Source organism: Bartonella sp. AP19HLJMH, from assembly GCF_042196245.1.
GTDB lineage: Bacteria > Pseudomonadota > Alphaproteobacteria > Rhizobiales > Rhizobiaceae > Bartonella.
Window position 1 is genome coordinate 36,040 of sequence record NZ_JBHIPX010000014.1, and the last position, 21,480, is coordinate 57,519.

General features: G+C 38.0%; 23 protein-coding genes, 1 tRNA gene and 1 pseudogene. 9 read left to right on the forward strand and 16 right to left on the reverse strand.

Going from position 1 to position 21,480, the window contains the following annotated elements; genetic code table 11:
- The first annotated feature begins 31 nt into the window (after positions 1 to 31).
- From folE to ACFINR_RS07250, 5 genes are all read left to right on the forward strand, one after another.
- Positions 32 to 643, forward strand: coding sequence for a GTP cyclohydrolase I FolE (folE, locus tag ACFINR_RS07230; RefSeq protein WP_375653705.1), 612 nt, complete (start codon positions 32 to 34; stop codon positions 641 to 643).
- Between the two features lie 137 nt (positions 644 to 780).
- Positions 781 to 865: transfer RNA gene (locus tag ACFINR_RS07235), tRNA-Leu, on the forward strand.
- Positions 866 to 1,058: 193 nt separating this feature from the next.
- Positions 1,059 to 2,231, forward strand: coding sequence for an alpha/beta hydrolase (locus ACFINR_RS07240; RefSeq protein ID WP_375613054.1), 1,173 nt, complete (start codon positions 1,059 to 1,061; stop codon positions 2,229 to 2,231).
- 137 nt (positions 2,232 to 2,368) lie between these two features.
- The gene (locus ACFINR_RS07245; protein WP_015856440.1) at positions 2,369 to 2,875 is read left to right on the forward strand and encodes a hypothetical protein; all 507 of its coding nucleotides are present in this window, start codon (positions 2,369 to 2,371) and stop codon (positions 2,873 to 2,875) included.
- 639 nt (positions 2,876 to 3,514) lie between these two features.
- Positions 3,515 to 4,672, forward strand: a complete 1,158-nt coding sequence (locus tag ACFINR_RS07250; RefSeq protein ID WP_375653710.1) for a tyrosine-type recombinase/integrase — start codon at positions 3,515 to 3,517, stop codon at positions 4,670 to 4,672.
- A 169-nt stretch (positions 4,673 to 4,841) separates the two neighbouring features.
- Here ACFINR_RS07250 and ACFINR_RS07255 read toward each other — a convergent pair whose 3' ends face one another.
- The 4 genes and pseudogenes from ACFINR_RS07255 to ACFINR_RS07270 all read right to left on the reverse strand — a co-directional run bounded on the left by ACFINR_RS07255 (position 4,842) and on the right by ACFINR_RS07270 (position 8,323).
- A complete protein-coding gene (locus ACFINR_RS07255) occupies positions 4,842 to 6,884 on the reverse strand; it encodes an ATP-binding protein (protein WP_375653714.1) in 2,043 nt (680 codons plus the stop codon).
- Between the two features lie 207 nt (positions 6,885 to 7,091).
- Positions 7,092 to 7,304 carry a hypothetical protein gene (locus ACFINR_RS07260; protein WP_375653719.1) on the reverse strand — a complete coding sequence of 71 codons (213 nt, stop codon included), beginning with the start codon at positions 7,302 to 7,304 and terminating at the stop codon, positions 7,092 to 7,094.
- A gap of 131 nt (positions 7,305 to 7,435) precedes the next feature.
- Positions 7,436 to 7,663 carry a hypothetical protein gene (locus ACFINR_RS07265; protein WP_375653722.1) on the reverse strand — a complete coding sequence of 76 codons (228 nt, stop codon included), beginning with the start codon at positions 7,661 to 7,663 and terminating at the stop codon, positions 7,436 to 7,438.
- Positions 7,660 to 8,323: pseudogene (locus ACFINR_RS07270) on the reverse strand (lysozyme). The gene ACFINR_RS07265 and the pseudogene ACFINR_RS07270 overlap by 4 nt, the downstream one beginning before the upstream one ends.
- A gap of 244 nt (positions 8,324 to 8,567) precedes the next feature.
- Here ACFINR_RS07270 and ACFINR_RS07275 point away from each other — a divergent pair.
- The gene (locus tag ACFINR_RS07275; RefSeq protein WP_375631818.1) at positions 8,568 to 9,476 is read left to right on the forward strand and encodes a type II restriction endonuclease; all 909 of its coding nucleotides are present in this window, start codon (positions 8,568 to 8,570) and stop codon (positions 9,474 to 9,476) included.
- A 1-nt stretch (position 9,477) separates the two neighbouring features.
- Entirely contained in the window at positions 9,478 to 10,404 is a 927-nt protein-coding gene (locus ACFINR_RS07280) for a DNA cytosine methyltransferase (RefSeq protein WP_375631819.1), read from the forward strand.
- A gap of 58 nt (positions 10,405 to 10,462) precedes the next feature.
- Here the strand turns inward: ACFINR_RS07280 and ACFINR_RS07285 are convergent, their stop codons facing one another.
- Genes ACFINR_RS07285 through ACFINR_RS07320 form a run of 8 tightly spaced genes read right to left on the reverse strand, consistent with a single transcriptional unit; the run spans position 10,463 to position 16,614 of the window.
- Positions 10,463 to 11,764: a contractile injection system protein, VgrG/Pvc8 family gene (locus ACFINR_RS07285; RefSeq protein ID WP_375653725.1), complete on the reverse strand. Its 1,302-nt coding sequence runs from the start codon at positions 11,762 to 11,764 to the stop codon at positions 10,463 to 10,465.
- Entirely contained in the window at positions 11,761 to 11,985 is a 225-nt protein-coding gene (locus ACFINR_RS07290) for a tail protein X (protein WP_375653729.1), read from the reverse strand. The genes ACFINR_RS07285 and ACFINR_RS07290 overlap by 4 nt, the downstream gene beginning before the upstream one ends.
- Positions 11,982 to 12,362 carry a phage tail protein gene (locus ACFINR_RS07295; RefSeq protein ID WP_375630019.1) on the reverse strand — a complete coding sequence of 127 codons (381 nt, stop codon included), beginning with the start codon at positions 12,360 to 12,362 and terminating at the stop codon, positions 11,982 to 11,984. Before ACFINR_RS07295 ends, ACFINR_RS07290 begins: the two co-directional genes overlap by 4 nt.
- Positions 12,363 to 12,367: 5 nt before the next feature.
- Positions 12,368 to 14,500 carry a phage tail protein gene (locus ACFINR_RS07300; RefSeq protein WP_375653733.1) on the reverse strand — a complete coding sequence of 711 codons (2,133 nt, stop codon included), beginning with the start codon at positions 14,498 to 14,500 and terminating at the stop codon, positions 12,368 to 12,370.
- Positions 14,497 to 14,568, reverse strand: coding sequence for a GpE family phage tail protein (locus ACFINR_RS07305; RefSeq protein WP_081486138.1), 72 nt, complete (start codon positions 14,566 to 14,568; stop codon positions 14,497 to 14,499). The genes ACFINR_RS07300 and ACFINR_RS07305 overlap by 4 nt, the downstream gene beginning before the upstream one ends.
- Positions 14,569 to 14,606: 38 nt before the next feature.
- Positions 14,607 to 14,894: a phage tail assembly protein gene (locus ACFINR_RS07310; RefSeq protein WP_375612344.1), complete on the reverse strand. Its 288-nt coding sequence runs from the start codon at positions 14,892 to 14,894 to the stop codon at positions 14,607 to 14,609.
- Between the two features lie 2 nt (positions 14,895 to 14,896).
- Entirely contained in the window at positions 14,897 to 15,403 is a 507-nt protein-coding gene (locus ACFINR_RS07315; RefSeq protein WP_375612345.1) for a phage major tail tube protein, read from the reverse strand.
- Positions 15,403 to 16,614: a phage tail sheath subtilisin-like domain-containing protein gene (locus ACFINR_RS07320; protein ID WP_375653737.1), complete on the reverse strand. Its 1,212-nt coding sequence runs from the start codon at positions 16,612 to 16,614 to the stop codon at positions 15,403 to 15,405. The genes ACFINR_RS07315 and ACFINR_RS07320 overlap by 1 nt, the downstream gene beginning before the upstream one ends.
- A 473-nt stretch (positions 16,615 to 17,087) precedes the next feature.
- Between ACFINR_RS07320 and ACFINR_RS07325 the strand changes: the two genes are divergently transcribed.
- On the forward strand, positions 17,088 to 17,609 hold the full coding sequence (locus ACFINR_RS07325; protein ID WP_375653740.1) for a Rha family transcriptional regulator: 522 nt from the start codon (positions 17,088 to 17,090) through the stop codon (positions 17,607 to 17,609).
- A gap of 46 nt (positions 17,610 to 17,655) precedes the next feature.
- Here the strand turns inward: ACFINR_RS07325 and ACFINR_RS07330 are convergent, their stop codons facing one another.
- Together ACFINR_RS07330 and ACFINR_RS07335 are read right to left on the reverse strand one after the other, a co-directional pair.
- The gene (locus ACFINR_RS07330) at positions 17,656 to 17,982 is read right to left on the reverse strand and encodes a HigA family addiction module antitoxin (RefSeq protein WP_375653742.1); all 327 of its coding nucleotides are present in this window, start codon (positions 17,980 to 17,982) and stop codon (positions 17,656 to 17,658) included.
- 30 nt (positions 17,983 to 18,012) lie between these two features.
- Complete coding sequence (locus ACFINR_RS07335; RefSeq protein WP_273791641.1) at positions 18,013 to 18,288, reverse strand: type II toxin-antitoxin system RelE/ParE family toxin; 276 nt, start codon at positions 18,286 to 18,288, stop codon at positions 18,013 to 18,015.
- 119 nt (positions 18,289 to 18,407) lie between these two features.
- On the opposite strand from ACFINR_RS07335, the gene ACFINR_RS07340 reads away from it, so the two are divergent.
- Positions 18,408 to 18,587, forward strand: a complete 180-nt coding sequence (locus tag ACFINR_RS07340; protein ID WP_375653746.1) for a hypothetical protein — start codon at positions 18,408 to 18,410, stop codon at positions 18,585 to 18,587.
- Between the two features lie 306 nt (positions 18,588 to 18,893).
- On the opposite strand, the gene ACFINR_RS07345 is transcribed toward ACFINR_RS07340, so the two are convergent.
- Positions 18,894 to 19,484, reverse strand: coding sequence for a hypothetical protein (locus ACFINR_RS07345; RefSeq protein ID WP_375653749.1), 591 nt, complete (start codon positions 19,482 to 19,484; stop codon positions 18,894 to 18,896).
- Complete coding sequence (locus tag ACFINR_RS07350; RefSeq protein ID WP_375653752.1) at positions 19,462 to 19,893, reverse strand: Bgr_08870 family protein; 432 nt, start codon at positions 19,891 to 19,893, stop codon at positions 19,462 to 19,464. The genes ACFINR_RS07345 and ACFINR_RS07350 overlap by 23 nt, the downstream gene beginning before the upstream one ends.
- Positions 19,894 to 21,480 lie beyond the last annotated feature (1,587 nt).

The following is a 21,480-nucleotide window of genomic DNA, read 5'->3' on the forward strand; positions in this document are numbered from 1 at the left end:
GCTTTGTATAGAGTAAGCTTGGAGTTTTTGAATGCGTAATGTTGTTAAAGAAGACGCAATTTTATCTGAAGAAAAGCGTCCGAGTATTGAAAAGGTGGAAGAAGCGATTCGTACATTACTCTTATGGATAGGGGAAAATCCAAATAGAGAAGGGCTTTTAGATACTCCAAAACGTATAGCCAAGGCATATCGCGAGCTTTTTAATGGTTATAGTCAATCGGTTAAAGAAACCTTAGGTACAGTTTTTGAAGAGGTTTCAGGATACAATGAAGCCGTAATCGTAAAGAATATACCTTTTTATTCACACTGTGAGCATCACATGATCCCAATTATTGGGAAAGCACATATAGCATATCTTCCTAATGCAAAAATTGTTGGTCTTTCAAAAATTGTACGTGTTGTAGATATTTTTTCTCGTCGTTTACAAACTCAAGAAGCTATGACAGCGCAAGTGGCTCACGCGTTAAAAACGTATCTGAAGCCTCATGGTGTAGCAGTATTGATTGAGGCTGAGCACATGTGTATGGCTATGAGAGGAATCCAAAAACAGGGCTCTACAACAATTACAAAAAACTTTCATGGTTATTATGAAAAAGATCAAGCGGCACAAGCACATTTTATGATGATGGTTCAAAGGTCATAGTAAAGCCCATATTTCTCGTAATCTTTATTAAGTTATAAAGCATCCGGATAAAATAAATTATGAGAAAAAGAAAATTGGCTTGTACCTTTCTTTATGATTTGTTAAAGGCTAAAAACCAAGATTTTTTCTTTCCACGTGCGGTCGTGGCGGAATTGGTAGACGCGCAGCGTTGAGGTCGCTGTGGGGCAACCCGTGGAAGTTCGAGTCTTCTCGACCGCACCAGTTAGCAGTGAGTCTCTCCATAATGAGATGAAGTTATGTTAGAGAGAGGGGATTTATAGGCATTATAGAAAAATCTTTTTTGTATGTTATTTGTTGGTGTGTTGCCAATAATGTTTCGTTTTTTATTACTTTATCTATGCATTTGAAATGTTATATTTTTATAAGGTGGGGTGAAGTTGCAGTGAGAAGTATAATGATTCTGAGATATTTAACACTTCTTATTTGTATTTCTTTATTATCAGCGTGTAGTGATTCACGTGCTGTACTTTGGCATGGGGTGCATGCAACACCTTCTATGACTGCCGTAGAAAGGGAAGTTGAAGGGAAACCAGTTTCTCCAAAAGCCATCGTTCCAGTGTATGTTGCAACAAGTCGTATGATGCAAAATAATTACGCTCAACCTTATGGTGCAGAGCGATCAAATAAAGTTCATTATAATCGCGTTGACGTAGGAATTCCTCAGCAACATGTAAAGGGAGTTGTTGAAATAAATGCCTATAAACCTACGCATGATAAGTATTTTGCAGCAGTAGCATTGCAAAAATACGATAATAAAGAACAGTTTAAACAGCAATTAAATGCTGCTTTAGCAAAAAAGCCAAAAGGAAAAAGAGAAATTTTTCTTTTTATCCATGGGTATAATAATAATTTTGCAGATGGTACATTTCGTACAGCACAGTTTACACACGATTATTCTTTAAATGTTGTCGCTGTGCATTATTCTTGGCCTTCGGCCGGATCAGTTCCTCTTTATATTTATGATCGTGACAGTGCTAATTTTGCCCGTGACGGATTGATAGAGCTTTTAACACTTATTAGTGAAACCAATGCTGATCAAATTTCGGTTATTGCACATTCTATGGGCAATTTTGTTATAATGGAAGCATTTAGAACGTTAGCGTTACAGGGAAAATATAAGCCTATTCGTCGTATTACAAGTTTATTAATGGCTGCACCAGATATTGATGTTGATGTATTTGAGCGCCAACTTAATGATATAAAAAAACTTCCGCAGCCAACCGCTATTTTAGTATCCAGAGCGGATAAAGCTCTTGCGGTTTCAGGACGTCTTACGGGTGGACATCATCGTGTGGGCGATGGCTCAGATATTGAAATGTTGCGTAAAAATGGAATAGCTGTTCTTGATTTTTCTCATGTGGATGGGGGAGCACACAATGTCTTTGCATCTTCGCCAACGTTGATGGCTCTTTCTCGAGAAGGTTCTTTGGCTTCCACAATTATGCAAGGTACAGAATTGTCACCTAGTCAAGCCCTTCTTGCTGATGGCAGTAGTGTGTTGGAAAAAACAACACATCTTATCCTTTATACACCTGTACGTTTTCTCTCTCCACGGATTCCACGTTGATCGTGAAAAGAGAGAAGGGGCTCCATCGAATAATGTATTGGAGGTAATATTTTTTAGCACTTTCTTTAGAATGGTCTTGTAAAATGAAAAATAAATAGCGGGATGAATGTAAAAAACAGTCATTAGGTGAGTTTGTGATGATTGCACGGAAACGCTATGTTAATACGCCTACAGTTGTTGATTATTTATCTCATTCCGCAATTAAGTTATTAGACATTCATGCTATGCTTGTGAAGGTGAGAAAAGGTGATATGGGGGAAAAACCAAATTTATTGCGTCAAATTGATTCTACAAAAAAACAGTTAGATGAGATAAGCCATGCTCTTATTTTAGAATATCGTAAACGCCAAGAAAATGAGCGTTTTTTAAAACAAATTCTGCTATCCATTTCTGATCAACTTTTTGCACTTAATAATGGTTTTAAGGAAACAGGACGTCTTTTTTTTCAAGAAGTTAGAATACTTCAATCTCAGATGCAATGTTTGTATGAGGGAAAGGAGAGGCTGCATTTGTTGAATAGCCAAGAATCTTTTTGTTCTCCATCAAAGATTGATGAAGTCATTAAACAGTTACAAAAAGCACGAGAAAAGCTTATTCTTGAAAGCCCACATCTCTTTGAAAAAAGCACAAAAGCTAAACAATAAAAGTTCTTTAGTTGAGCAGATAGATAATTTGAATTTTACAGCAAAAACGCTGTTAGATAGAAGGCTATAACCTTTTTAAAGCAAATTCTTTTCTTTAATAAATGAAACACATGCCTTATATCTTTGCTAAAGTTAAGGCTGATGAATTAGGTGGCTTTATTGAAAAAAATGTTTGTGGAAAGAATTTTACAAAAAACTTTCTGATTCTTTTAATAATAGTCCGCCGGATAATTTTACCAATGTTATGAAGTTGTTAGTATATTCATTAGAAACTTAAACTTTGGTAGAAATTAGCTGAATTTAAAGCATTAAAAAGAAGTTTGATAAAAATAACATGTTTTGTAAATTCACGTTCACCTCTACCTTCTCTTGAATTTAAAAACACTCGGAAAATGAATAAGCTACACGTAATTAAAAAAACATATGGTGCCCCCAGAGAGCGAATCAGGCTTTAGCAACAAGATTCAAAGTATATAAAGATGTGTAAGGGCGTATTGATGTCTATAGCTTTTTATGATTCAATAAAAAAAGTAAGTATTAAAGAAAAAATCTCAAATCAGAAATTAAAGGTGGTCTAAAAGGTGGACCAAAAAAGGTGGACGAGCAATGCTTGAAAAGGTGGACGAGAGGGGACGTTAAGTGAGGGCGATTCATCGGTTATCAGCATCATTCGTAAAGACGTCTCCGCAGGGTAAATATTGTGACGGGGCAGGGTTGTGGTTGAATGTTCGAAAAGACAATACACGCTCTTGGTTTTTTCGCTATACGCACCACAATAAGCGCCGTGAAATGGGACTTGGTCCTGTTACGAAACTCTCTTTAAAAGAAGCGCGTGAGCTTACAAGATATTATAGTGATATTCTTAAAGAAGGCAATGATCCTATTGTCTTTCGAGAACAGACTATTTTAAAACAGCAAAGCAATATTTTTCAAGAAATTGCAAAAGCGGCTTTTGAAAGCAAAAAAACAGAGTTAAAAAATGAAGGTAAAAACGGCCGCTGGTTTTCTCCACTAGAGTTGCACGTGATTCCACACATAGGTAATTTACCTATAGAAAAATTAACAGCCAATATTATTCGCAATGTTCTCTCACCCCTTTGGCATGAAAAAGCAGATACAGCGCGAAAAGCACTTAACCGTATCAATATTTGTTTGAAATATGCTGCGGCTCTTGGTTTAGATGTTGATCTACAGGCTTGTATGAAGGCACGCGCGCTTTTAGGAAAACCACGTGCGACATCAACAAATATTCCTGCTATGCCATGGCAAGAAGTGCCGGTTTTTTATCAAAGCTTGGATGATAAGATCCTTTCAAATTTAGCACTGAAGTTATTGATTTTGACAGGAGCACGGTCATATCCATTGCGCTATTTGCGCCTTGAACAAATTGACAAAAATATATGGACGATACCCAAAGAAAATATGAAGGGCATTGTAGGAAAGGTTTCAGATTTTCGAGTACCATTGAGTAATGAAGCTTTAAAAGTGATTGAAAAGTCTCTTCCCTTTGAAAAAAATGGTTTTCTCTTTTCTGGTCTTACAGGCAACCCCATTTCTGATGCCACCATGGCAAAATATATGACAGTTTGCGGCTTAACCTATCGTCCCCATGGTTTTCGTTCAAGTTTACGGGATTGGATAGCAGAGACAACGTCAACACCGTTCGAGATTGCCGAAACTGTTCTTGCCCATTCAGTTGGGAGTTCAGTGACAAAAGCTTATATGCGAACGGATTTTTTAGAACAGCGACATGTTCTCTTGGAACAGTGGGCTGTATTCATATCAGGAAAGGCTTGATAATATGTCTATTGTCGATTCAGGTATCTAAGAAACACTTAAGTGATTAGCGGATAGATTACGGTATAATCTCTTTTTCCCTGTATCAAAAGTGGGGAGGGGGTGAAGTTTTAATTTTTGAAATCTATTGTTTTAAATGCGCAAAGAGGTTGTCTCGCGCATCTAAAAATTAAACCTTTAATCTAGAAATAAATGCTTCATTCCTTAATTTTGCATCCTCTAATAAATCACACCACTCTATTATTTCAACGGTTCCTCGAAATTCTCCCTGTAGAGGAAAAGTTCTCCCTCGCCCATTAGCTGTTTTTTGCCATGTAGACGTTTGCGTTTTAAGTTCACCTTCTATATCAGCAATAATATAACAATAAAAAACACACTGTTCTGAAATTTTTATTTTCTTATTATCAAATGTCTTTATACGCTGTCCTCTAAGTTCATTAAGGTATATGTTTATTTGTTCCATGGGGTTGTAACCCGGTTTATATTTTTTCTGACCTGGTCTTTTAAACTCCACCAACATTAACTTGTCTAGATCTGCATCAAGACGACCTTCAAGTCCTAGAGCATGTAATTTATCATAACATAATAAATCAGGACGAATTCCTTTCGTACTATTCTTCGCGATTTTTTTGATAGACATATCCGAAGTGAAGTATCTTGTAAATGTTAATCGCTCATCAATAATCCATAAATCATGCGTTGAAGGTTTCTGAGATTCAGGATCATCGCCCCGAACACGCATTGGACAAATAAGTTCATGCAATGTTTTCTCTAGATGCGGGACTTCTTGACCATTAACATTTTTCTTAACCTCTATTATTAATTCTCCTAAAATATCAAGTATAACTTTACGACGTATAACATACTCTGCTAACTGTCTTGTTTCTTCATCTTTAACTTCTTTTGCAAGTTCAGAAACTTTTTGGGAAAAGCTGTATGTATTAGTATTCCCTTTAGTAATTTCACGGTATATTTTTTCAATTCTCGAATTTTGCTTTTTTTCTCTTCTAAGCTTATGAATAGCCAGTGTCTTAACAAAGTCTTCTGTATCCTTTGCAGATTTAGGAAGTTTTTCTAATAGTTTTTCATAACTATCAAAACAATAGGAAGGATGTGTTCTACAAAATTCTTTTAATTTATTTAAACGTTTTTCTTCGTACTCTTCATTTTCTGGAGCAAGAACGCTATCTACAATATTGTTAGCAACGGAACGTAAAATATTTTTCAATATTTTATTCTTAAAAGAAAAATGCGTTCTTTCTTGATTAACTCTATCATCTAAATACTGACCACTTATGCAACCATGATACACTAGCCCTTGGTCTCCAAATTTTCCGAAACCAATAAGGTTATCGATGCTTTCAGTAGTCACAGTACGATCATGTGCGAAAAGATGTAGATAGTGGTTCTTCCCTTTAAAGTTAAGGTTAGCATCCGCCATGCAAATAAAATTACGAATTTTAAATAAACCAAAATCTGCGGTTTCAAGTGTAATCTCTCCCCTATTTTCTACTAAATATTTTTTAACTTTCTGCGCTAAATTGACAGATATCTGATTATCACGAAAAGTTATTTGAGGAAGTTGTTCTAAAATTAAATCTGAAAAAAAATGTGCTCCAATATGATCGATAATTGCTTCAGTTTTGCGTGGAAAATATTTTTGGTACGCTACATCTCTTAAACCGGTAAAAATAATTTCTGTTCCGGTTACTTCTTGATTAATAAGAGGTATTTTTGAATGATCAAGAATCTGATTTTCCTCTTCCAAACAAAATGTAAAGCTTCTCTGGTAAAGCTGATCTTCTTCAAGGAATATACTTTTAACTCGTATTTTCTTAAAGGCATCCAACCATAGCAGCCGCCCAACTCCTTTTCCTCCTTTTTCTAATTTAAAATTAGTATCTACAGTGCGAAAAGCTTGAAAGTGCTCATCATCCAATCCTACACCATTGTCTTTAACTATAATTTCAAGTGTTTCATTTTTATCTATATCTTTGATTTCTATATCTATGTTACCCGCGCTTTTGTAATCTTCTTGCTTAGAATCTTCAAGCGCGTGAATAGCGTTGCTTACCGCTTCAAAAACAGGCTGCAAAGCTTCCATTTCAGTGGACGGTTTAGGAAAACGACAAACTCTTCCAGCAAGATTCTCTTTCATAGAAAACTTTTCAGTTTTATTCTTTTCTTGTTTTTGAACTGCGACGTTTTCCATAATTATTCCCACCTTTTTAGCCGATAATATTACGAAATATACCTATTAAACGCACGTATATTAACAATTTTTTATTATTATAGAACAAATTTTTAATTTTTTGAAATCCACTGTTTTAAATGGAAGAAGACATTCTCTATCACCTCCATGAGACGAGCAAAATTAAGAAACCATTTTCTAAAGAATTTCGCGCGTCTCAGAGTATGTTTAGAGTCGGATATTTGGTTTTTGTGTAAAAATATTTCCTACAGCATCTATAAGGCGTGAAAAATCAAGCGCTAATAAGAGTATAATGAGTACAATCCATTTCGTATAACGCGACATCACTTTTACACTTTTGTAGGTCATGATGATTTCTTGAAGGATTTCTTTTTCTGCTTCCGTAAGTTCTGTATCATCTTGTGTTTTTTTTCTAGCCATGTTTCCACCCACACACGCGTTCACCTAGATTATTGTGCTTTAAGATCTCTCTTGCTAAGTTTGAACTGATGGCGTTCAGATCTTGCTTATCTAAATAAATTGGCAACCAGCCAACACAAGAAGAAGCATATTTATTTGTCGCGCAACCAGTCAGAGAGAGCAGCACGCACATCAGTATCACTTTTTTGATTAACTTCATTTTCTACCTCCAGCCGTGTTGTTGCTGCTTTTAAGGTTTTTTCTGTTTGCTTTTGTTGCTCTGCTTTTTTACCAAGAGTAAAAACTCTTGCTAAAATCATAAAAAAAGCGGCTAAAACCGCGCCTGTCACCATCAGATTTTTTTTCATCCATAAGATCATAGGCGGTGCTCCTGAAAGCGTTTAGCAACAAAGAAAATACCAGCACATGCGGCTAAAACCATAATGGTGGCCAAAGCCCATTGGATTGGTCCATTTCCTGCTAATAAGCCTCCAAGCCCAGAAAAAGAACCAATAATCGGTGCAAGGGCTTCGGCTTTGAAAACCCCCGTTGGTGCTTGCGTTTCTACTGTTTGATAATTGGAGGAAACAAAAGCCCCTTTCGCCCATAAGCCTGTTTCTGCCGCACGCCGGTGTGCTAGACCTTCAAGACGCTTACCGGCCTGCTTTGGTCCATTTCTGTAGCTCTGCAGGGACAGCTTCATATTCACCTTGATTGAGCTTTTTTAACAGTGTCGAGTTACAAAAGGCTCCTGTTCCTACATTATAGCAAAAGGACACTAACGCCGCGAATTGTTCATCTGTTAATGAAACTGTAACAGCGCGTTCAACAGCATTTTCAAATTGTCTTAAGTCTTGGCAAAGAAGTTCTTCTGCTTGCTTTTCAGTGATTGTCATGCCTTCGTAAATAAAAGGTTTTCCAGCACTGTTTGTATGTCCATAACCTATTGTCCACACCCCAATGGCATCTTTATAGGCGTTTAAATGCAAACCTTCCCATTGTTTGATAAGTGCAAGTCCTTCTGATGATATTTTTCGCATATGATTCTCCATAAAAAAAGCCCCGCAAAAGGCGGGGATGCGTGAAAAATATGAAATGAACGTCTTTCCCTCTTAAAGGACGGTAAGAAATCTACTCAACAAAAAGATATTGAAAAAGCCGTTCAATTAGTAAAAAAATTAACTTCCTCCTCGCCTAAAGGACAGGTAACGGACAAAAATATCATTGGTTAAAATTTAGAATCTGCTAATCAGTTATACTTGTCTAATCGTAGGATTTAATGCAATGACTGATATAAGATACAAAAACTTAGAAGATTTTTGTGGGCTTGATGAGGAAGAAAAAAAAAGCTTCGTAAACTTTCTCAAGAAAAGAAGAAGTGAACTGATTTCACCTACTGATGAAATAGTAAGTCAAATAGTACAGGAAAATAAACAAATTATAGATGAGTTGCTCAAAAAAGAGGAAGTTTCTAAAACAATTTTTAATATGCGAGAATTATCGTATTCCGCATTGTTAAAGCAAGAATCTACTTTCAATTCTGCGATTTTGATGGAAATTAGCCATCAGTTTGAGATGCCTAAAAGAATTATTACTGAATTAAGTTTAAAATTATTTCGGCTTAACATTCAAGATTCTCACAAATTTAACGAGCAGCTAATAAATTGTTTTGGCCAATATGCAGGAAAAATTATTCCATATATTTATTTATTATGTCTTAGCAATACACAGTCACGCCGTTCACGTGCGGGAAAAACATTTGAAGAAATTATTTATTTTTTATATAATCAATTTCGATATCGTTTCGAAGCTCAAAAAAAAATCGGAAAAGAAACATTTCAAAAAGCCGGTTTGGGTAAAATGGTTGATTCAGTACTACCGAGCATAGAGCATTTTAAGAAAAGACGCGATAAGGCTATTATTGGCACAATGAAAACCACTTTGCGTGAACGTTGGCAAGAAGTTATTGAAGAGCAGTCAAGATCTCAAGTTCCTAACATTCACTTACTGACAGTTGATGATAAAATCTCTGTAAATAAAATTGAACAAATGAACAAGCATAACATTGTTGTCGTCGTACTAAAAACAGTTAAAAATCAAGAAAAAATATTGCATAACCACAGCGTCATAGATTTTGAAACGTATTTTTTAAAAGAACTACCTGAGATGTTTAATTATTGGAAAAATCAGTAAAATGTTTAAACTAATTGACTTATTTGCCGGCATTGGAGGAATTCGTTTGGGTTTCGAGTCTGCATTTGGCTTAGATAACGCCCAATGTGTTTTTACATCAGAAATTGATAAATACTCTATTCAAACTTATCGACTTAATTTTAACAACGATCACGTCCATGGCGATATTACTCAGATCAATGAAGAAGAAATACCAGAGCATGATATTTTATTAGCAGGCTTTCCTTGCCAACCTTTTTCGCAAGCAGGCTTGAAGAAGGGGTTTGCGGATGCACGTGGAACTTTATTTTTTGATATCAATAGAATTTTATCACATAGGAAGCCTCGAGCATTTTTATTAGAGAATGTTAAGCAATTAAAGGGGCATGATAGGGGACGTACTCTCTCTAGTATTATAAAGCATTTACAATCAAGCGGTTATAAAGTTTTTTATGATATCTTAAAAGCACGGGATTTTGGAGTTCCTCAGAATCGTGAACGCATATATATCATTGGTTTTTTAGATCATTCGATAGATTTTAAATTTCCCTCTCCCATGAATATTAAAACAAGGGTGGGAGATATTTTAGATAAAGAGGTTGATGAAAAATATACAATTAGTAATGCTCTTTGGCATGGACACCAACGAAGAAAAGTTCTGAATAAACTGAAAGGAAAGGGATTTGGTTATGGGCTTTTCGATGTGGAATCGCCATACACAAATACACTTTCTGCACGTTATTACAAAGATGGAAGCGAAATACTTATAATGCAGGATAATAAAAATCCTAGAAAACTGACGCCAAGAGAAGCAGCACGCTTGCAAGGGTTTCCTGAAAGCTACCAGATTCCAGTATCTGATACGCAAGCCTATCGCCAATTTGGAAACAGTGTGTCTGTTCCAGTTATTAAAGCTATCGCATTGCAGATGAAAAAATATCTGTCGTAAACGTTCATTGACCTTCTTCCCTAAAAGGGACAGCACAACGAATGACCTAAAGTTGATATTAATCCTCATCCATATGGATAACGCCTTCGCCTTCGTCGCATGCGTTTGGTGGAGCGTTTGGGTCAAGGGTATCATCTTTGTCTGGTGTTGTGTTTGCAACGTTTCCAGCCGCATCTTCTTGTGATGCATCAAAAAGTTCGCACTCTATTTTTGTGGTGTAACCACCCGTTTTATCAAGTTTGTGTTTAACGCTCTTGATGCGCCATTCTGCTGGAATATAGGGGCGGAAAGGGGGCTCTTGAACAAGTTTTGCTTCTGCTTGTACAAACGGATTACCTCCGATATCACATGAGAAAGAAGACTTACCGCGTGATGATTTATTGCGATAAGCAGCAATGGCTGCAACAGCCTCTGATTGGTTATGGTAGGTATATTTGAGTTCATGAAACGGTGCTTTGCCAACTTTGACTTCTTTTTTTTCACCACTGCGGATATCATGATAGGTTGCGAGAACACCGCCTTTTTTCTCTTTGTCTTCTTCTTTCTCAGATTCTTTTTCTGCTTTTTCTGATTCAGATGATGATGGTGCTCTGTCATTGTCATCCATATGGATAAAGTTTTCATCATCATCAATCTCTTCTGGTTCTCGTGCATCAGCAGCGGCTTTTTGGTCGTCTCCCACATCTGTTTCTAAGCCATTTGCTGCACCTGCTTCATCCCGTGCGCTGTATTTAAAATCCCAAGAGGTGCAATGTTTTTCATGGATGACAACGACGGGCAGTGTTTCACCGGTAATGGCTTTGCCTTCACCCCGTTTGGCAAGCACCAATTTGCCATCAACGGGTTTTGCTACCGCATCATAGTTTTCTGCAAGGCGCGTGGCAAAAGCCATATCGCTTTCAGAAGTTTGGTCAATGTGACGCACAACAATTTTGGCAAGAGCAGGGTCAACTTTTGGTGTATAGCCATTGCGCTGTGCTATCTCTTGAATAATACTGCCAAGGGTTTGTTGGTGATAGGATTGGCTTTTGGGTGTTCTATAAGACGTGTTCATAGAGGCGGCGCGTCCTGTAACACTTAAGCTTTGCGGTGGGCTGCTTACAGAAATTTCGTCTATCAGATAGGCTCCCATATCGCGGTTTTTCCCGCCTTCATAGCCAAGTGTTATGGAAATAACTGTCCCGATAAGAGGAATATCAAGAAAGCCGTTATCACTGTCACGCGCACGGTCATCAAGCTCTATAGTGATACGATCACTTTTGTTTTCTGCTTCATCGGTAATTTCAATTGATAAAACATAGTCCATCAGCATTCTTGTGATGTCCTCTCCATTTGCCAGAACCATGCAAAAAGGTTTCATGATTTGCTACCCCAAATTCTGATTACTGGTGTGGCTTTCGGATAGGGGAGGGTTGGTAAGAGTATCGTGATGCCTGCTTTTAAAATGGGTCCATAGTTTGCAAGCCCCAAATTCGCTGCATAGACGCGTTCAACAGCAAGGGCTTGTTGACCCTTTGCATAGTATCTCCAGCAAATGGCATCAACCATATCACCATCTTTGGTCATATAAAGATCACTCATAGGTCTTCACCATATTCTCTCAACTTTATTGTAAATTCTTGTTTTTTGGGGATGCCATTATGATGAAAAATGCTTTGTTTTTCCTCTACAGAAAGAATGACAAACTTACCTAAGATTTTGCCTTGACCAGTCACAAGAATGTGAGGTCCTTCATGTGCCATTTGCCGTAAATATTCGAGCTGTCTGTGACCACCTTTGAAATCTGGATAAATCACACCAGTTAAAGAAAATTCCGCATTTGCAACGGCAGGCAATTGAAGAGCTGCTTTGCGCCCCAATCGTCCTTGCTCTACCCATGGAACCCCATAAGACATATCAAGTGTTTGATAAGCTGCTGTTTCAATCGAAAAAATAAAACCACCCAAAGCTAACATCATGGTATTTAATCCGAAAGGCTAGAGGCTATGGCTAAACGTTGCTGTTTTGCATAGCGTTCAAGTGCTTGATTGACAGCGTCTCTGATTTCGTCCTTGAGACCATTTGGTACTGAAATATTTAGATTTGTAATGGTTACACGGGCATCTACTTCAACAGGTTTATGAACTGTAATTGGCTTTGGAGCTTTAAAGGCACCTACTTTATTTGTTGCCTGCGTTTGTCCTGTTTCAACGACACTTGTATTAAAACCACTCTTGCGTTTTTCAGGCGGGGTGTTTGTAACCACTACTGTATCAACCATTTTTTTTGCACGTGCATTGGTATCATCGGTAAAGGTTTTAATTGTTTGGGTTGAAGTTTTGTTGATTGAAACATTAAAGCCTAGCTTTTCTTTCATCCAATTAGGCATCCAACTGGTTAATTTCTTCATCATATTGCCAAAACCGTTATACAGATCATCCCATTTGCTTTTGATGCCGTCCCAAAGCCCGTTAATCAGATTGGTTCCTGCTTCCATGAGATTGATCCCAAACAGCCACTCAATCAATGCATTGATTTTTTTTGAAATCCAAGAGAGCGGTGAAAAGTTTTTAAAGAGCGTCAAGAGGTTATTGAAAACGTTACTACATAAGCTGTAAAAAGAATCCCATAGCTTGCTTATAAAGCTTATGACTGTATCCCAATGTTTGTAGAGCAGATATCCAGCAGCAACAAGAGCTGCAATGCCGCCAGCGATCCAGCCGATAGGTGTGGTCATGATTGCGATACCAAGCGATATAAAAGCAGAACTAACGGCAGTTATTGCTGGAATGAGTGAAGCTACAAGAGATAGTGCAAGACCCGCAACTGCAGAAGCTGCCGGTACCATTGCCGCAATGAATGCTCCGGTAAGAACTGCCCCAACCGCGGCTAAAGATGCTGCTACCCAACCATTGAGTTTGTCCCAATATTGATAGAGGACAAAGAGCGCTGCAATGCCACCCATTAACCAACCGATAGGTGTCGTCATAATTGTGATACCAAGGCTAACAAACGCTGTTCCTACGGCTGCTAATGCGGCAATGAGTGGACCAAAAATGAACGAACCAAGTGCCACAAGTCCTACCTTAAAGAGGGTTATTTCACCAATCAGAGGTTCTAGCCATTGGAACCAGCCTTTAATCCTCTCTGTGAGATCACTGATGCCTTTTCTTAAATCAGAGGTAGGATTAAGCAAATCATTAAGGACTTTTTTTAAGGTTTTTGCCCAGCTCGCAACAGTTGTTTGAATGAGGTCGCGGTTTTCATCAATCAACTTTGAAAAACCGTCAATCATATCATTAATCACGGGCATGAAACGGGCGCCAATAAAGCTCGCGATACCGCCTATTTTTTTCTTAAAAGCACCAAGCTTATCACTCAAATCTGCTGCATAGCGTGCGACATCGGCACCTATCAGCCATTTTCCTTTCCGCGCCTTTGCAAACAGTTCTTTAATGGGTGCCATGCCTTGTGCAAGCATGGTCGCCATTTCTTTACCATCGCCCCCAAACAGCAGAGCGGCAATATGCTGTCTTTGTGCTTGGCTTTTCATCTTACTCATCTTGTCGGTAATTTCTTCTAACAAGACAGAAGTGGATTTGAGTTTTCCAGAAGTGTTTTTGACAGAAATGCCAAGTGCTTCAAAGCCCATCATGCCTCTTTTTTGTCCAGCATATGCTTGTGCTGAACGCCTATTTAAAACCGCTAAGGATTGTTGAAAAAGTTCGGCAGAAGTGCCTGAATTATCGGCTGCATCACCCCATAATTGAAGTGATGCAACACTCATATTTAAATGGTGTGATGCGTGATAAAGACTATCTCCCAGATGCATGGTTTTCATGGTGAGGGCGGCTACACTTGCCACAAGACCACCACCAGCAAGCCCCAAGACACCAGTAAAGACCGAAGCACGGCTTGCCGCCACTCCAAGAGCACTTTGAACGCCATGAAGGCTTTTTGTCATGTTTTTGACAGCAGCAGAAAAGCGGGGAATACCCAAACTATGTGAGAGTGTTTTTGACAATGTATCGAATTTTTTTTGAAGATGTTTGAGAGGTGCGGTGAGTTTGTCTTCAAGAGATAGCTTCACCTTTGCATCAGCAACTTTTTCACTCATTTTGTCTTATACCTTTCTGCTGCTTGATTTCGCCAGAATATGAGTTCTTGCGGTTCCATTTCCATCATCTTTGAAAGGGACCAATGGAACACAATGGTAATATCGGCTATGAGTTTAGCGGCGGTTTCCCAGTCGAGGTATCCCGCCGCTTGATAAAAGACTCCAAAATCTCTCCAATGCTCGACAAGTCATTAATATCGAGTTCTCCAACCGCTTCATGTGCCCATCCAGAAAGACGTGCGATCATAGCGATTGTTTGCTCTATGCCTTCTTTTTTGTCGATTGCTTGCACATCTTTTGTTTTGGGGCGCTGTAAAGTAATTTCGGTGTGCTCTTTTCCTTCAAAAGTAACAGGTATCAATAATTTATGTGTAATGCTTGTTTGGACTGTCATTTTTATAATCCTATGTTGTCTCTATGGTCTGCGAGTTGATTGACGCCATTGAATTTTCTCACCAAGTTGAGGACATCTATCTCAACGATTTCAACGTCCTTCTGGACATATTTGAAATACTGCAATGTGAAGGTAGTTGTGGATGTTGCTTTGCTGCCCGGTTGCCATTCTGCCATTTCAAAGCCTTTGCATAGTCCTCTCATGGTAATGACAACACCTTCTGCTGGTGTGCCTTGCGCTTGCATTGAACTTCGTAATGAGATATCGACATCTGTGCGCCCCAACAGTGCCATCAATTCTGGAGAGCAATCAGAAATGGTCATGCTAAGTGTGAGGGTTTCAAGACCAAGGTCAACTTCAATAGAGCTATCCATGCCTCCACCACGATAACTTTCAACAACCAAATTCAAATTCGGTAATGTTACGCTTTCACATTTTGCTTGATAGGGAATGCCGTCGACAAAAATGTTAAAATATTTCAAAACTCTTGGTAAAACAGGTATAGCCATTAAAAAATCTCCTCTAAATAATCATTCACAATGCGTGAACGGAATGTGATGTGTTCTGCTGGTGTTGTTGGTGTGAATTCGACATTGAAATAGACTCTGCCGCCTTCAATGGCGCTTGCTGTATTCAACTCTGGATCAGGCGTACAGCGCCCACCAAGAATGGCGCCTTGTGCTTTCAAATCACGCAAATAGGCATTGACGCTTTCACTGACATCATTCATGTAGGTTTTTTTGATATTGCGGTCGACAGCCCATAGATGTCCGCGTAAAATGGCATCATTGATCATATCTGCGGTGCGTACTACGGATAAGAAAGCAAATTTTGTATCACTTGAAAGGGTGCGATTACCCCAGAGGCGATAACCATTTTCGCGGATAATTGTTGTGATGTTTTGTTCATTAAGAAGGTTGGCACGGCTGGATCTGTCCCCAATGGAAAAATCAATGGGGCGTGCAATACCAACAATGCCATTGATCACTTTGTTTGAAGGAGAATGCCAAAAACCGTGTGTAAAATCAGTTTTGGCAATGACACCTGCAACTGCTGCACTTGCTGGCTGTTCTACAATTTTGCCATTACGATTCACTTTTACAAATGGATCAATAAGAATGGCGCGCTTTGAATCAAAATCCTTTGCTGTGCTAAGAGCGGCTTCATCTGTTGTGTTGGGTGCATCAAGCACCACAATGGCGCGCAAACGTTCTGCAATGCCAATCAGTTCTGCTGCGACGGGGTTGGCAGTTGCACCAGTTCCATTCTCTTCAATATTCACACTGGAAGGGCGTTGATGTGTAAAGCTTGGCGCAATCAGAATGCGTGGTGTTTGTCCCACAATGGATTGTGCTCCAATAAAAGCATGAACACCTTCATAAGCGCCATTTGCGTTTACACCACCCAGAATATTGGTGAGTGTTGCATTTTCGTTGTCACCCTCGTTCACGCGTACGACAACGACAATTGCTCCTACTTGTTTAAAAATAAGATCAAGGGCATTGGGTAGGGTGCCTTGACGCTTACCCGTTTTATCCAGTTTAGCTGCTTGTGAAAGAGAGCCCGTTACCAAAACGGGTGTATTAAGGGGAAATGCTTGTTCATCGGCATCGGGTGCTGTGCCAACAATCCCGATAACTGCCGATTGTACCGCGCGAAGGGGTCGGGTGCCGTCGTCAACTTCAACGACTTCAACACCGTGTAGAAAACCTGTTGCCATACTTTATGCTCCTTTAAATGAGGGGTGAATGAAAATGAAAGGGAAAAATGAGGGTTGGATTTGAAATCGCACCCTTTAAAACAGCAAATCATAAGGATTTTGGTTCACTCGCATTTCAAATGCGAGTGAATAGTAAAGGGTAGCATTTCAAATGCGATCCTTTGAAAACAACAATATGTAAAATAATTTTTTAAAAGCATATTGACACTAATAAACCCTCATGTTAATCGAATCACAAGTGCTAGAAACACTAAACCATTAGCGGATAGGTCACGTAAGATCTCTCTCATGCATTTAAAATACTGATTGTCTTTTATGCTATTATTGGCATATAACGATTTTGTCGGGTGTAGCTATGCTATACAATACCTTCTCACGAGGGGAAGACATAGCGACGGACTAATGGCCGTGTTTCTAACGCCCGGCACCCTTGGGGGTGTCAATAGAGACATTAAAACCATTAGGAGTTCATCATGAACAATTTAGTGACAATCAACAATGCTGGTATTGCTGTTACAACTTCTTTAAAAATTGCAGAGGGTGTGGGTAATACGCATAAAACAGTTATACAGTTAGTACGCAATAATCGTAAGGATTTTGAAGAGTTTGGTTCACTTGGATTTGAAATCCAAGTGAGTAAAAGAGACGGTAAAGGTGGTCAAAAGAGAGAAGTTGCTATTCTCAACGAACCACAAGCCACTCTACTCATGACCTATATGCGTAACAATGATACGGTGCGTGCATTCAAAAAAGCACTCGTCAAAGCTTTCTATGATTTAAAAAACCAATTAATTGATAATGACCGTGATACACGCTTTGATTTTCCAAGAAACTGGGATGAAATGGGACCTACTGAAAAAGCTGTTTATATTTATGGACCGCTTCACATGCATCTTGTTAAAGCTTTTACATTAGCAGAAGAGAGCAAACATTATAAAACGCTTGTTGAAGAAGCCAAGCGAGTTTTAGTAAGCCCTGTTGTAAAAGTAGCTTAAGTTAAAAACATGATTTTATCTCCTCGTCTTTGAGGCGGGGAGGCAGTTAATGGCTCTGTTCCATTTGTATATCCACTTTATTAGCTGTTAATGTTGGAATAGAAGAGACATCAATGTCCCTCAAGGCATGCCATGTATCATAATTGGCTTGAAGCTGTAGCCAAAGGGCTGGTCCATTTCCTAACAATTTACCAATGCGAGCTGCTGTTACGGCTGTGACTGGACGTTCTCCTTTAAGGATACTGTGCAAGTGCTGGCGTGATATTTGAAGAATCCTAGCAATTTCGGTTTTGCTTGCATTTAAATGTTCTAAGGATTCAGCTAAAATTTCTCCTGGATGAGAAGGACAACGATTAGGATTACGTGTGGTCATGGATAGTTTCCTTTACAAATCTTAAAACCTTCAGTGGTATTGCTCTAGATCAACATGGTAAACGTGTCTGTCTTTAAATTCAAAAGTGATACACCAAGGACCATTGATATGAATTGTGTAGCGAGTTGGAGTAAAGCCTTTAAGCATATGAAAATTATAACCTGGTACATTGATATCACTAACTTGAGAAGCAGCGTCAAGGGCATCAAGACGGCGAATAATACGCTGTTGAAGCCTGCTATCAATCTTACTTTTTCCTGTTTCCCAGAGAGATTGGAGGTCTTTATTTTTAAATGTTTTGATCATAGCAAACTCAACAACTTTATTTTAAGTAAGATGTAATGTATTAAGTGACAATTGTCAACAAAAATGTTACAATTTAATGTGATTGATGCCAACACTGTGGAACTACAAGAATTTAAGAAATGAATATCAAACCAATTCGTGCTGAGAGGGAGTACCAAGAAGCTTTAGAAATTGTGTCTGCAATGTTTGATAAGCAGCCAGAAGTTAATACTCCAGAATTTGATAGAATGAAAACTCTTGTTTTGTTAATTGAAGCTTATGAAACAGAACACTATCCTGTTTCTTCACCTCATGCGTAAAGAGAAGAATAGGTGCATGGAGGGGATAAATTTGCACGTTAACATCAAGGATTTTACAAACATACCAACGGCTGTCTGATCAAATATTGCTAAAAACTTAGATCCCTTGCCATTCTTAATAAAGTGAATACGAAGTTTAAATTCTATTGTCATTTTGCTCTCCAAATTAATGAAGAGACCATAACAATCATCTCACTCTCTCATAAGACTGACACTGTCAGTCAAAAAGCTCTTTAAAGGGCTTTTAAAATCATATAAAGCTCGCTACAAGCATCAATTTGACTTGTGCTATCTTTGGTTATGTAATTAATCTTTCCATAACCTTATAAGGACAGCGCCATCAGCTCCAGCACCACTTGGATAAGAATCAGAGTGAGCACCAGCCCCGCCGCCGCCAAAACCACGCCCTGCTTTTCCTGAACTATAGTGACCTTTGCCGACTCCTCCAGAGCCACCCCTTGATGTATCACCTCCAGCATCACCGCCATTGCCGCTTGTTTCACTCGTAATTCCACTCGTTCCAGCATAACCATTTCTGCCTTTGGCAATTCCTAGATGTGCGTCTGTTGCTAAACCAAAATTTCCCCCAATGCCCCCAGCACCACCAATGCCTGAATAGTAATAAGTATTTCCCCTTGATGTATTATAATAAGCACCCCCACCACCATGTCCTCCTGTCGCCGTAATAAAATTTTTGCCAACGGTCGTTGTTCCTCCAGAATTACCTGTTGCACGAAGTGATGCAACAGAAGTTCCACCCTTACCAATTGTGATATCTTCATGACCATTTAAACTGGCTTTATAGCCATACCAGACTGAACAACCGCCACCGCCGCCACCTCCTCCTAATCTTGGCGTATCCGCTCCGCCACCACTACCACCGCCACCCCCCGCCACCCCATGCTTGAATTTCTAACCTAGTTTGGTCTGTTACCCAATCTGGCCATTTAATTTTCCCATCTTGCGTATACAGCAATTCAGCATCGGCAATAATGAGTTTATTAATCAAATCTTTTTTGATGTTTTTAATTTCCTGCTTGAGAATATCTATTTCTGATTTCGTATAAACAAGTTCTCCATCGACTCTCAAAGGTCCTTTAAGTGAGCTTCCGCTTGTACTTAAGTTAGTGATCATTTTGTTATTATGGGTAATATTCAATGATGTGTTTCCCAACAGTTCTAAGCCACCACTCATAGTGACTTTGCTGGTAAATTTATTATAATTCTGCCATTCATTGGGGCTGGCTAAACGACCATAGCTTGTGAGATCTTCGTTGATCTTAGCTCTAAAATCATCAAGTCCCACAATATCTTCGGTTTTATGTTGATATTCGATATCATATCAAAAAACACAATAAAGTCAATAGGTTGTGTGAAATTATTTTATATGAATCCACTTAAGAATCCACACTTTTATACGTGATTCATTTGACCATTTTTGATATAAGATTGCCATGCATGAATAGACCATAAAAAGCAAATCATGATGTAAGTATTATAACGCATGTGTGTATTCAAATGAAATGAAAAGCCGATATCATTCATAACAGTTCATAAATTTTATGATACGTTTTTATCACAGCACAAATCACATTGTTTTAAATTTAGTCGTTTGAAAATATCGATAACATACGTTTAAAGATCACATCTTGTTTTAAAGATTGGATTGTTAATCACATAAAAGAGCAAATTAACATTCGCCAAAATTGGCGAGCGCAAAATAGAGAGCTGTCATAACAGCATCATCATAACACCGAACATTTTAAAGATTGCATAAAAGGATTTAAAGACAAGATCGATTTTATAACCACGGTATTTTTTTACCGAGGTAGGAAATAAAGGTCATGAAATTCAAAATGCTATATCTTATGAAATGAAAAGCTTTTTAATGAATAGATTGCAGGCTAGTCTTTAAGAATGGAACTATTCGCTTCCACAAAAAAATGGAGGCAAATAATGCCATGGCAGTAGAATAACTATCTACTTTAGATTTGGTACTAAAAACGTTTTAAAAGTTATAGTTTAAAAATACGAAACCAAATGAGCTCTTTCCAAATTTGGGGGCAGCTATTAAGACAAAGATAAGCAAACAAACTTCAAAACCATTGTAACATCATAAGGTATGGGTTTTTACTTAATTTTGAGTCAAAAGCTGTAATGTTTAAAGAATGCTCTATTCTAAGATAATGCCTCCAAAAATGGACCGGCTAATATTTAAAGAAATTAGGTTTTAATGAAAAGTACAAATACGCTTATGAGAACCTCTTTAAATGCACGTTTAAACGTTTGAAACATAAAATGAGATCTTTATAAGAAACGTTAAAACTTTTTTTATAACAGTTATAACTTAGTTATCATTTGCTCTTAAAAACGTTTCATTTATGAGAAAACTAAGATTTAGCTTTCACAGCAGAGCAAAATCTTGCAAACCTTACATTTTATAAAAGCGTTTGTTTATTTATCTTATAAAAATCTGCTTTTAAAAACCAATGCTCGTAAATGTAAAAAACCGTTTTGTTATAAGATATTCACTTAATATGCATGTTCTTTTGATTGGATTGTTAAAGCTACCGAGCATTTTGATTTATTTGATACGTTTAATAGCCATAACAAGCGTTATAGGTTCTCTCATTCAAATGAGTGATTAAAGATCATACGCACATTTACGTTTCTTTTGATAAGTTTTCATATCTCTCATAGAGCGCTTGCAATATGATACGTTTTGTATATATGCATTCATTACTCCATTGTGGATGATTATTTTTCTATCATTATAATCGCTATTTGAAAGCCGCGTCATATCATTTGACACGGCTTTTTTTATGTTACTCTCTCTTTTATGATATGTTTATAGCAATGCATTTTATATGCGTTTATAACCATAAAGAATGCA